We start from the raw sequence: 10,839 nt of genomic DNA on the forward strand, positions 1-10,839 counted from the left end.
CGCCTAGCCGAGTCTCTCGAACTGCATCCCCGCCCAGACCAGCCATCCCAGGCTGTACACGGTCGCGCACAGGCCGAGCACGAGGGCCCAGCGCGCGATCGCCCGGTTCTCCACGGGGCGTCGGAGGGACATGATGGCGGCGATCACCGCGACGATCGCGACCGGGATCCCCCACCCGACGAAGAACGACGCGCCGAGGGCGACGATCGCCGCGAGCAGCGCCCACGGGGCCAGGCGGGTGTCGTCGACGACGGCGGGCTCGACCGCCGGCTCCCAGCCCTCGTCCTCTCCGTGGTCGAGGTCGGGCCCGGTCACGACGACGGGCTCGATGCCGACCGGACCGGTCGGCAGCTTCGTGTAGCCCTCGCGCGGCGCTCCGGGAAGGCGCGCCGTCCCTGCCGGGCGTTCGACCTGCCCGCTCGCGCGCTCGACCCGCGCACGGGGCGTGGCCCCGTCCGACTCCGGCTCCTGCGCGAGCCCGGTCACGCCGGCACCGCCTCCGCGACCTGGATCTCGGTGACCGGCAGGGTCGAGTCGGCGCCGAAGCCGAGGGTCGATGCGGGGCGCCCGGACGCGATGAGCTCAGCGGCCAGCGCCGCGATCATGGCGCCGTTGTCCGTGCAGAGCGACAGCGGAGGGATGCGCACGGTGACGCCGGCCTCGGCGGCCCTGGCGAGGGCGACGTCGCGGAGCCGACGGTTCGCGATCACACCGCCGCCCAGGAGCAGCCGCGGCACTCCGAGGTCGGCGCACGCGTTGAGCGCCTTGGTGACCAAGACGTCGACGACGGCCTCCCGGAAACTGGCGGCGACGTCGGCGATCGGGAGGTCCCGGGCGTCGGCACCCGCCTCGGCGTTCTCGGCCTCGAAGCGCTCGATCCAGCGGGCGACCGCGGTCTTCAGCCCGGAGAACGAGAAGTCGTAGCGATGCTTCGCGAGGTCGGAGGCGCGGGACAGCCCGCGCGGGAAGCGGATCGCGTCCGGGTTTCCGCCCACCGCGGCCCTGTCGATCTCGGGGCCGCCGGGGTAGGGCAGGGACAGCAGTCGAGCGACCTTGTCGAAAGCCTCGCCCGCGGCGTCGTCCACGGTCTCGCCGAGCAGCTCCACGTCGGTCGTGAGATCGCGCACGTGGAGCAGGGAGGTGTGGCCGCCGGAGACCAGCAGCGCGATCGTCGGATACTCCAACGGCGCCGAGTCCGGCGTCAGGATGTCGGCCGCGATGTGACCGACGAGGTGATTGACCGCATACAGCGGCTTGTCCAGGGCGACCGCGAGTCCCTTCGCCGCCCCCACACCGACCATGAGCGCTCCCGCGAGGCCCGGACCGCTGGTCACGGCCACCGCATCGAGGTCGGCGAGACGGACGCCGGCCTCGGCGAGCGCGGCGTCGATGGTCGGCTGGAGGGCCTCGAGATGCGCGCGGGCGGCGACCTCCGGCACGACGCCGCCGTACCGGGCGTGCTCGTCCATGCTGGAGGCGATCGTGTTGGACAGCAGCGTACGACCGCGCACGATGCCGATGCCGGTCTCGTCGCAGCTCGTCTCGATGCCGAGCACCAGGGGCTCACTCATGCGGTCGCCTCCTCCGGCGTGTCGGCGGGCGCCGGGTGGCGGCGCAGATCCAGACGCATCACGATCGCGTCCACGTCATCCGGCTGATAGTAGCGGGGGCGCCTGCCGATCTCCTCGAAGCCCTCCGCGCGATACAGTCCTTCGGCCGGAGGGTTGTCGGCGCGCACCTCGAGGAACACCTCGAGCGCCCCGCGGTCGGCGGCCGCCTGGAGCAGCGCACGCAGCAGCGCGCGCCCGCGGCCCTGACCCCGGACCTCGGCGAGGAGGGCGATGGTCTGGATGTCGGCGTCCGCACCGCCCTGCAGCGCCCGGATGCCGCCGTATCCGACGATCGCCCCGCCCCGCTCGTCGACGAGGTAGCGGCCGTGCGGGCTCGCCAGCTCGCTCGCCATGGTGTCCCGGCTCCACGCGTCGGTCGGGAACGAGCGCTGCTCGATGGCCATGATCGCGTCGAGATCGTCCGGCCGCGCGTCCCGGAGCGTCATGCGCCCACCTTCTTCGGAGCACCGGGCAGGGACACATCCGGGTGCCGCAGGTAGAGCGGCTCGTCCCCCGCGAGGACCCGCCCGGCGGCGAATGCGCGCGCTCCCACCCTGGCGAGGTCGGCTGCGGACAGCGTCGTCACGTCGACCCGGCGGAGACCGGCGAGATGATCGTCGGCGTCGGCGGCCCGCACGAGCACCGTGTCGGCGATCGTGCGCGGGATCCCGTCCTCATCCTGTCCGTCGAACACGGTGACGGCGACCTCGCGGCGGCGGGCGTCGGTGACGACGGCGAACGGCCCGGTCACCGTGGACTGGATCGTCAGCGCGGCCGCCGTATGGCTCGGCACCGGCACCACCGGGACGCCGCGCCCGAGGGCGAACGCCCTGGCGGTCGCGATGCCGATGCGCAGTCCGGTGAACGGACCGGGGCCCATGCCGGCGACGACGTGAGTGATGCCGTCGGGTCCCCCCTCCCGGAGTACGTCGTGGACGAGGTCGCCGATCACCTCGGCGTGGCCCAGCGGATCGGCGGTACCGGCCTCGGCACGAGAGGTCCCGTCCGGGTCGATGAGGGCGACGGCGGTGCCAAGGGACGTGTCGACGGCGAGGATCACGTCTCCAGGGTAGTCGTCACCCCGCCCGTCACGCCCGGCGCCCCGGCACCCGCGCGGGTCAGCCCAGCGGCGCCCGCACCGGGTAGTCCTGGCCTTCGAGGATGACCTGGGTCGCCGCTCCCGTCGCCCGGTTCACGACGACCGGCGCCAGCAGGTTGACGCTGACCCCGTCGACGCCCGGGTGGGCCACCACGAGCACGAAGGCGTCGTCCGCCGAGGCGAGAGCGAGGTCGGCCACCTGGGCGTCCGTGAGGATCGGCGCATACTCCGCCAGGACCGTGTTCGGGTCGACGAGGAAGAGCCGCAGGGCGTCGTCCTCGACCGCCCGCATCGCGAAGAGCCCGTCCGCACCGTCGACGGGCGCGAGAGCGAAGTCCACGTGCGGAGCCAGCCCGGGCGGCGGGGCGGTGAAGGTGAGCACGGCGGTCATCGCAGGAAGTCCATCAGCGTCGGCTGCAGCACGCGGGCGTTCACGGCGAGCGCCGAGCGGTAGACGAGCTCCTGCGCCTGCAGGCGGATGAGCACCTCGACCGAGTCGACATCCTCGACCGCGGCGCGGCGGGACTCGAGGGACACGGAATTCTGCACTGCCGCCTCCTTGGCGCGTTCGATCTGAGCTTGTCTGGTGCCGACCGCGCCCTGAGCACCGAGCATCGCCGTTCGGCGGTCGTCGATCTCCGCGAGCCGGGGCCCCACGTTGGTGCCGGAGCGGAGATCGGCGACGATGCGGTCGACGAGGGCGAACACCGAGTCGTCTCCGGTGCCGAACACCGCCGCACCGTCCGTGTCGACGCGGACCGCGGCCGCATCGGACACCCGGCGGGTGACCTCGGAGCCGGCGACACCGCTGTAGGAGTAGTCGGACCCGAAGGCCGCGGTGTCCGACGTGCCGGCGAAGACGGACCGGCCGAGCAGCCGGGTGTTCGCCTGCGCGAGCAGCTCGTCGCGGATGCCCTCCAGTTCCACCGCGAGGGCCTCCTTCGCCGTGGCGTCCAGCGCCCCGTCGTTGGCCCCTTGCGCGGTGAGGTCCCGCACCCGCGAGAGCAGGGACGTGCTGGAGGTGATCGCCGTATCGGCGGCAGTCACCCAGGCCAGGCCGTCGTCGATGTTGCGCGCATACTGCTCGGTGCGCCGCTGCTCGGCGTGCAGGGCGAGGGCGGCCGCCGCCGCTGCCGGGTCGTCCGAGGGGGCGGCGAACGCCTTCTGCGACGTCGCCTGCTCCTGCAGACGGGCGAGCTCGGACAGGTTCGACTGCAGCTGGCGCATCGCCGTCTGCGTCATCGTGGTCTGGGTCACGCGAGAGATCATGGAGCTTCTCCGATCAGCGTCCGACGACGCCCGTGCGGTTGATGAGCACGTCGAGGGCCTCGTCGACGGCGGTGAGCACGCGGGCCGCCGCCTGGTAGGCGGTCTGGTACGTGAGGAGGCTGATCGTCTCCTCGTCGCCGTCCACGGCCGCGACGGACTGCTGCGCACTGACGGCGCCGACAGCCGCCGCATCCGACACCTTCGCGCGCTGCACGTCGGCCGCGGTGGCGACGCCGAAGCGGGTCACCTGATCGGTCCACAGTGCGTCCGGAGAGGTCGCGCGCCGCCCGATCTGGGAGATGAGGTCGGCGTTGGTCGCGTCCTTGGCTCCGGCCCCGGGGGCGGCGAGGGCGAGGTCGGCCGCCGTGGTGACGGCCACCTGCATCCCGAGCGCGGCGGAGCCGGTGGCCGGGAGAGTGAAGAAGTCGCCGCCCGGCTGTCCGGACGCCGTGACGCCGGCGCGGTGCTGGGCATTGAGCGACTCCGCGAGGGCCGTGGCCACGCGGTCGTAGGTCGCGGCGAGCTGCGCCAGCATCCCGCCGTCGGCGGCCGGGGCGAGCACCGCGAGGGAGCCGCCCAGCTCTCCCCCGTCGACGACGAGGGGAAGATCCGGCACCGACTCCCAGGCGACCCCGACGCGCGGAGCGCCGTCGATCGTCGCCGAGCCGGTCAGCGCGATGTGACGGGCGTCGCCGCCGGAGACCAGGGCGTTGCCGCCGAGGCGGACCGTGAGCGTGCCGTCCGTCTCCACGGTGGCCGTCGCGCCGGCGAGCCGGGCCACGTCCTCCGCGAGCAGGTTGCGGCGGTCGGTGAGCTCGTTGGCCGAACGCCCCGAGGCCAGCGCCTCGCGGATCTCGCTGTTCAGCACCGCGATCTGGTCGGCCGCGGCGTTGACCTGGCTGACGGTGCGCTCGGCGGTCCCGCGGGCGGCGGTCCACTGCGCGGCGACCGTGCGGTAGCCGCCGGAGATAGGGGCGGCGAGCTCCTTCGCCGACTCCAGGATGCTCGCGGCCGCCGCACCCGAATCCGGGGTGTTGGCGAGGTCCTGCCAGCCCGCCCAGAAGCTGGTCAGCCGGTTGGCGAGGCCCTTGTCGGTCGGCTCCGCGAGGGCCGACTCGGCAGTCGTCGCTGCCAGCGCGCGGGTGGCCCAGTAGCCGGAGGCGCCGAGGGTGTCGCGGACCCGGGCGTCGAGCAGCGCGTCACCGAGGCGGGACACCCCGTCGATCGAGACGCCGTGTCCGGGGAGCGCGCCCATGCTGAAGCGGCCCGTCTGCGCGACGGCGGCGATCGAGGAGGTCTCGACACGCTGCCGCGTGTACCCCTCGGTCTTCTGGTTGGCGATGTTCTGCCCGACCACGTCCATGCCCCGCCGTGCGGCGGCGAGGCCGCTGGCGGCGGTGGTCAGTCCACTGAAGGTCGACATGAATCCCTCTCGGTCACATCTCGGTGTCGATGATGCGGGCGGCGTCCTCGCGGGCGCGGTCGCCGCGGGTGGTGTATTCGCCGCTCTCCTGGCCGAGAGCGGCGATGGTCTCCTGCGTGGCGCGGAGCACTCCGCTGAGCTGCTCCGCGGCGGCATCGCGCATCTGCTCGACCTCCGCTGTCAGCTTCACCAGCGCACGCATGTGGTCGGTGAAGACATCGCCCCAGGCTCCGTCCGGAGCGTGCTCGATGAGCTGACCGATCGTCGCGTCCTGAGGAGCCCCCCACTCCTCGGCGACACCGGCGACCTCGACGGCCCTGGCCAGGCTCGCCGCGCGGAGGCGGTCGAGCACCTGATCGATCTCCCTGGCCGCGAACTGGATCCAGTGCGACCGGCCGGCGGCGAGCAGCAGCTGCTGCTCGTCGAGCTTGAAAAGCAGCATCTCGAGCAGCTCGCGCTCGCGCCAGAGCTGCATCGATAGTTCGTTGGCTCCCATGATCCCCTTTGTCCCCAGCGATCCCCCGCCCCACGCGGGTGCGATCGGCCCGCCTGTTAACGGTTCATAAATCTCTATCGGCCGCCGCGCCCCTAAGGTTACTATGTGCATTGGCGGCGGTTAGTGCTCCCCATGGACATATCTCGGACCTTGTGATATGGCCATCTATCCCTCGCCATGAGCTTCCGGAGTGCATCCAGAGAGGTGGATCATCCCCCATGTCGTCGCGCGCTGAGCGCAACCGCCTCGTCGAGGCCAACCTCCCCCTGGTCGGCTACCTCGCTGCAGACACCCATGCTCGGGCTACCCATATCCCCCGCGAAGAGCTCGCCGCCGTCGGCGCGCTCGCCCTCGTGACCGCCGCCGACGCGTACGACCCCGCGCTCGGCGTCCCCTTCGGCGCCTACGCCCGTCGACGCATCCTCGGCGCGTTCGCCGACGAGATGCGCGCCATGGACTGGGCGTCCCGCGGCATCCGCAAGCGCATCAAGGAGACGGTCGCCGTCCGCGAGACCCTCACCGCCGCGTTCGGCCGCACGGCGACCGCCACCGAGATCGCCACCGCCATGGGCTCCCCCAAGGAGGTGGTCGTCGAGGCCCTCGCGGACGCCGCACGCACCGTCGCCCCGCTGGACGACCCCGCCACGCGCGATCTCGTCGCCGACATCCCGCTGCCGGAGGAGTCGGCGATGGTCGGCGAACGGCGTGAGGTGCTCGAACACGCCATCGGCGCCCTCCCCGAGCGCATGCGGCGCATCATCGTGGCCGTCTACATCGAGGAGCGGCCCGTGAAGGAGATCGCCGAGGAGCTGGGCGTGACCCACTCGGCCGTCTCGCAGCAGCGGTCGGAGGCCGTGCGCCTGCTCCGCGACGCCCTCGACCGGTACTTCGCCGAGGGCGGCACAGAGACCACGACCACCACCCGCGTCTCGCCTGCCGCACGCGACGCCTATTTCGGCCGCATCGCCGAGGCCGCCGGCGTCCGGATCGGCGACGTCTTCCGCGCCGCCGCCCCCGCCTAACGCGTCCGCATCCTCCGCCGATAGGTCAGGGCAGGAGACCACGGATGGTCTCCCGTACAACACATCACGGAGGAAACCCTCATGGGTATGCAGATCAACACCAACGTGGGCGCGCTCAACGCCTACCGCAACCTGTCCAACACGCAGAACGACCTGTCGAAGTCGCTCGAGAAGCTCTCGAGCGGTCTGCGCATCAACCGCGCAGCGGACGACGCCGCCGGCCTCGCGATCTCCGAGGGCCTGCGTTCGCAGGTCAACGGCCTGAACGTCGCGGCTCGCAACGCCCAGGACGGCATCTCGGTCATCCAGACCGCAGAAGGCGCCCTGACCGAGGTGCACTCCATCCTGCAGCGCGTGCGCGACCTGACCAACCAGGGCGCGAACGACTCGAACAACGCGAAGTCGCGCGAGGCCATCCAGACCGAGATCTCCGCCCTGGGCGACGAGCTCACCCGGATCGCGTCGAGCACGAACTTCAACGGCATCAAGCTGCTCTCGGGCGGCGCGACGCTGACGTTCCAGGTGGGTGCGGGTGCGGTCGCCGCCGAGGACCAGATCTCGGTGGGCCTGACCAACTTCGCCACGCTCGGCGCCGACATCAAGACGCTCGCGGCCGGCATGACGGACGCGGCGACGTACGGCGCGGCTCTGGCGGGCATCGACACGCAGATCCAGGCGGTCTCGACCGCACGTGCCGGCTACGGTGCGCTGCAGAACCGTTTCGAGTCGACCATCAACAGCCTCAACGTGTCGGCCGAGAACCTCGCCGCCGCCGAGAGCCGCATCCGCGACACCGACATGGCGTCCGAGATGGTCAAGTTCACGTCCGCGAACATCCTGTCGCAGGCGGGAACGGCCATGCTGGCCCAGGCCAACCAGGCCAACCAGGGCGTGCTCCAGCTGCTGCGCTGACCCGCGCCGCCGCACGGAATCACTCCGGGGGTCCGGGTGACGGCTTCGGCCGTCGCCCGGGCCCCGCCGCACACAGAAGGGAAGCCGCATGTCGCTCTCGCTCGACGGCCTCGTGTCGGGGCTGAAGACCACCGAGGTCATCAAGGCGCTGATGGACGTGCACGCCATCCCCCGCACGCTGCTCAAGGCCAAGATCGACGACAAGAACGTCGTCATGACGCAGCTGCGCACCCTGAACACCGCCGTGCAGAACCTCGCCGCCGCCGCCGAGAAGGCCGCAGCGCCTGGCGGTCTCGACCGCTTCACCGGCACCTCGTCGTCGGAATCGGTGAAGGTCGCCCTGCGCACCGGCGCCGCGCCCGTGTCGACCGACATCGTCGTCGACCGCGTCGCCCAGGCGCACACCGTCGTCTCCGCCGCCGCTTCCCGCTGGCCCGCGGACCCGCCCGTGCTGACCCTCGAGGACGCCACGGGGAAGCGCTTGCAGGTGCAGGCCGACTCCACCTCGATGCAGGACATCGCCCAGGCCATCAACGACGCCGACACGGGCGTCCTCGCCACCGCCGTCCCCGCCGGCAAGGATGCCGACGGCACCCCCGTCTACCGCCTGCAGCTCCGGGCCGAGGAGTCCGGCGAGGCGGGACGCTTCCGCGTCTACGCGGGAGACCTCGCCGCCGTCACCGCCGGCACCGCCACGGACGTGTCCACGGAGCCCGGGGCCGCCGTCATCTCCACGGGCACGGACGCGCAGCTGCGCCTCTGGGCCGGCACCGCGGCCGAACAGGTCATCACCTCGTCCGGCAACACCTTCACCGATCTCTTCGAGGGCGTCGACGTCACGGTCTCCACCGTCTCGACGTCCCCCGTCACCGTGACCGTCGCCGTCGACAGCGAGGCCAGGGCCAAGGCCTCCGGCGAGTTCATCGCCCTCCTCACCGACATCTTCACCCGCATCGACAACGGCTCGAAGGCCACCGTCGCCGCGGGACAGGGCGAGAAGACGACGCTCGGCGTCTTCACCGGCGACAGCACCATCCGCGGCCTACGGACCGCCCTCGCCGACGCCATCCAGCACCCGGTGGACGGGGTCTCCCCCTCCACGGTCGGCATCTCGACCGACATGTACGGCAAGCTCACCTTCGACGAGGAGAAGTTCTCCGAGGCGCTGGCGAAGGACCCCGCAGCCGTCGGCGCTCTCTTCTCCGCGGTCGCGGCGCGTGTGGAGCAGACGGCGACGTCCTACTCGGACAAGTACGACGGGCTGCTCACCTCGCGGATCACGGGCCAGGAGAGCGAGGTCAAGAGCCTCGGCGAGCAGATGGAGCGCTGGGACGTGCGTCTCGCGCAGCGCAAGGCCTCGCTGGAGCGCACCTACGCCCGCCTCGAGGTGATGCTGTCGCAGATGCAGTCGCAGTCCTCCTACCTCGCCTCGCAGATCAACTCGCTGCCGAGCAGCCGTTCCGGGTCGGACTCGTGAGCATGAACGCCGCCCTGCGCGCCCAGCAGCGGTACCGCGAGGACGCCATCCTGTCCGCCCCGCCGGAGCGCCTGGTCACGATGCTCTACGACCGGCTCCTGCTCGACATCGAGCGCGCGGAGACGGCGCAGCGGGCGGCCGACTGGGCCGAGGCCAACACCCAGCTCCAGCACGCGCAGGCGATCGTGGCCGAGCTGTCGTCCTCCCTCACCGACGAATGGAGCGGCAGCGCCGGACTGCGCTCGCTGTACGTGTTCCTGTCGCAGACGCTGATCGGCGCCAACATCGGCCGCGACCCGGAGCGCACCCATGCCTGCCGCGAGCTCGTCGTGCCGCTGCGCGACGCCTGGCACACCGCCGCCCTGGCCGTCGCGGAGGGCCGCGCATGACGGACGAGGACTGGGCCGCGCTGCTGGACAGGCTCGAGGCGGACGCCGACCGGATCCTCGCCGCGCCGGCCGGATCCGTCGAGGTGCATGACATCATCCCCTGGGCGCCGCCGTCCTCGCCGCTCCCGCCGCACCTCGCCGACCGCGCCCGCGCGGTGATCGACCGGCAGCACGCCGCCATGGAACGCGCCCGGTCGGAGCTCGACGGGCTGCGGCAGCACCTCGGCGCCGTCCGCCGGGTTCCGGCACCCCGCCCGCCGGATGCTCCCGCCTACCTCGATGTGGACGGGTGAGCGACCCTCCTAACGAAACCGCACGAACGGCCGACAGTCTCCCGAGAGCACGGATGGCTCGCAAGACTCGGCCAGGGAACGGCCAATTCGCCCACACACCGGGAGCCGGTTCGTGTTCGACTCTGTGACCATCACCGCACTGACGAGTGCGCTGAACGGCCTCTCGCTGCGCCAGCGAGCCATCGCCGACAACATCGCCAACATCAACACCCCCGACTACCACGCCAAGCGTGTGCAGTTCGAGGCGGCGCTCGCCGACTCGATCGCCGCCGGCGACGGGGACGTGTCCGCCACGGTCGGGACCTCGCTCGAGCCGACGCGCTTGAACGGCAACAACGTGAACCTCGACACCGAGACCCTCTCCAGCATCGACACCATGTTGCGCTACCAGTTCGCGACCCAGGCCGTGAACGGGTCGTTCTCCTCGATGCGCACCGCGATGAGGACGTCATGACCTTCGACGCCATCGGGATCGCCGGCACGGGGCTGACCGTGCACCGGAAGTGGCTCGACGCCATCAGCGACAACATCGCCAACATCAACACCGCGACACCCACCGACGGCGCGGCGTTCCGGGCACGCTACATCCTCGCCCAGACCAGCGACCAGTCTCCCGGCGTCTACGTCGCCGGGACCGTGCAGGGCGACGCGGAGGGCCGGCTCGTGCACCAGCCCGACCACCCGCTCGCCGATGCCGACGGCTACGTGCGCTACCCCGACATCGACCTGGGAGACCAGATGAGCCAGCTGATCCTCGCGCAGCGCGGATACCAGGCGAGCGCGGCGATCGTGGACCGCGCCCGCAACTCGTACGAGGCGGCGCTGCAGATCGGACGGAACGCGTGAGCG

General features: G+C 71.8%; 15 protein-coding genes. 7 read left to right on the forward strand and 8 right to left on the reverse strand.

Going from position 1 to position 10,839, the window contains the following annotated elements; genetic code table 11:
• Positions 1 to 3: 3 nt before the first annotated feature.
• From ACIGJI_RS05930 to flgN, 8 genes are read right to left on the reverse strand one after another with little or no spacing between them, the layout of a single operon-like run.
• Positions 4 to 486 (reverse strand): hypothetical protein, encoded by a 483-nt coding sequence (locus ACIGJI_RS05930; RefSeq protein ID WP_259955208.1) that lies wholly within the window; start codon positions 484 to 486, stop codon positions 4 to 6.
• The gene (gene tsaD, locus ACIGJI_RS05935) at positions 483 to 1,571 is read right to left on the reverse strand and encodes a tRNA (adenosine(37)-N6)-threonylcarbamoyltransferase complex transferase subunit TsaD (protein WP_187663418.1); all 1,089 of its coding nucleotides are present in this window, start codon (positions 1,569 to 1,571) and stop codon (positions 483 to 485) included. Before tsaD ends, ACIGJI_RS05930 begins: the two co-directional genes overlap by 4 nt.
• The gene (rimI, locus tag ACIGJI_RS05940; protein WP_259955207.1) at positions 1,568 to 2,056 is read right to left on the reverse strand and encodes a ribosomal protein S18-alanine N-acetyltransferase; all 489 of its coding nucleotides are present in this window, start codon (positions 2,054 to 2,056) and stop codon (positions 1,568 to 1,570) included. Before rimI ends, tsaD begins: the two co-directional genes overlap by 4 nt.
• The gene (gene tsaB / locus ACIGJI_RS05945; RefSeq protein WP_363445545.1) at positions 2,053 to 2,670 is read right to left on the reverse strand and encodes a tRNA (adenosine(37)-N6)-threonylcarbamoyltransferase complex dimerization subunit type 1 TsaB; all 618 of its coding nucleotides are present in this window, start codon (positions 2,668 to 2,670) and stop codon (positions 2,053 to 2,055) included. The genes rimI and tsaB overlap by 4 nt, the downstream gene beginning before the upstream one ends.
• Positions 2,671 to 2,728: 58 nt before the next feature.
• Positions 2,729 to 3,100: a flagellar assembly protein FliW gene (locus tag ACIGJI_RS05950; protein WP_363445543.1), complete on the reverse strand. Its 372-nt coding sequence runs from the start codon at positions 3,098 to 3,100 to the stop codon at positions 2,729 to 2,731.
• A complete protein-coding gene (flgL, locus tag ACIGJI_RS05955; protein ID WP_187663414.1) occupies positions 3,097 to 3,978 on the reverse strand; it encodes a flagellar hook-associated protein FlgL in 882 nt (293 codons plus the stop codon). Before flgL ends, ACIGJI_RS05950 begins: the two co-directional genes overlap by 4 nt.
• Positions 3,979 to 3,991: 13 nt before the next feature.
• Complete coding sequence (gene flgK, locus ACIGJI_RS05960; RefSeq protein ID WP_366244429.1) at positions 3,992 to 5,401, reverse strand: flagellar hook-associated protein FlgK; 1,410 nt, start codon at positions 5,399 to 5,401, stop codon at positions 3,992 to 3,994.
• A 13-nt stretch (positions 5,402 to 5,414) separates the two neighbouring features.
• Positions 5,415 to 5,897 (reverse strand): flagellar export chaperone FlgN, encoded by a 483-nt coding sequence (flgN, locus tag ACIGJI_RS05965; protein ID WP_025104341.1) that lies wholly within the window; start codon positions 5,895 to 5,897, stop codon positions 5,415 to 5,417.
• A gap of 218 nt (positions 5,898 to 6,115) precedes the next feature.
• Between flgN and ACIGJI_RS05970 the strand changes: the two genes are divergently transcribed.
• From ACIGJI_RS05970 to ACIGJI_RS06000, 7 genes are all read left to right on the forward strand, one after another.
• Entirely contained in the window at positions 6,116 to 6,919 is an 804-nt protein-coding gene (locus ACIGJI_RS05970; RefSeq protein ID WP_268777198.1) for a sigma-70 family RNA polymerase sigma factor, read from the forward strand.
• Positions 6,920 to 7,000: 81 nt separating this feature from the next.
• Positions 7,001 to 7,831 carry a flagellin gene (locus ACIGJI_RS05975; protein ID WP_197971868.1) on the forward strand — a complete coding sequence of 277 codons (831 nt, stop codon included), beginning with the start codon at positions 7,001 to 7,003 and terminating at the stop codon, positions 7,829 to 7,831.
• An 88-nt stretch (positions 7,832 to 7,919) separates the two neighbouring features.
• On the forward strand, positions 7,920 to 9,308 hold the full coding sequence (gene fliD / locus ACIGJI_RS05980) for a flagellar filament capping protein FliD (RefSeq protein ID WP_363445539.1): 1,389 nt from the start codon (positions 7,920 to 7,922) through the stop codon (positions 9,306 to 9,308).
• A 2-nt stretch (positions 9,309 to 9,310) separates the two neighbouring features.
• Positions 9,311 to 9,697 (forward strand): flagellar export chaperone FliS, encoded by a 387-nt coding sequence (fliS, locus tag ACIGJI_RS05985; RefSeq protein ID WP_363445957.1) that lies wholly within the window; start codon positions 9,311 to 9,313, stop codon positions 9,695 to 9,697.
• Complete coding sequence (locus ACIGJI_RS05990; RefSeq protein WP_363445537.1) at positions 9,694 to 9,990, forward strand: hypothetical protein; 297 nt, start codon at positions 9,694 to 9,696, stop codon at positions 9,988 to 9,990. Before fliS ends, ACIGJI_RS05990 begins: the two co-directional genes overlap by 4 nt.
• Before the next feature lie 112 nt (positions 9,991 to 10,102).
• On the forward strand, positions 10,103 to 10,444 hold the full coding sequence (flgB, locus tag ACIGJI_RS05995) for a flagellar basal body rod protein FlgB (protein WP_025104347.1): 342 nt from the start codon (positions 10,103 to 10,105) through the stop codon (positions 10,442 to 10,444).
• Positions 10,441 to 10,836 carry a flagellar basal body rod protein FlgC gene (locus ACIGJI_RS06000; protein ID WP_071327494.1) on the forward strand — a complete coding sequence of 132 codons (396 nt, stop codon included), beginning with the start codon at positions 10,441 to 10,443 and terminating at the stop codon, positions 10,834 to 10,836. Before flgB ends, ACIGJI_RS06000 begins: the two co-directional genes overlap by 4 nt.
• Positions 10,837 to 10,839 lie beyond the last annotated feature (3 nt).

It is taken from the genome of Microbacterium sp. NPDC064978, from assembly GCF_044543605.1.
Classification (GTDB): domain Bacteria; phylum Actinomycetota; class Actinomycetes; order Actinomycetales; family Microbacteriaceae; genus Microbacterium; species Microbacterium meiriae.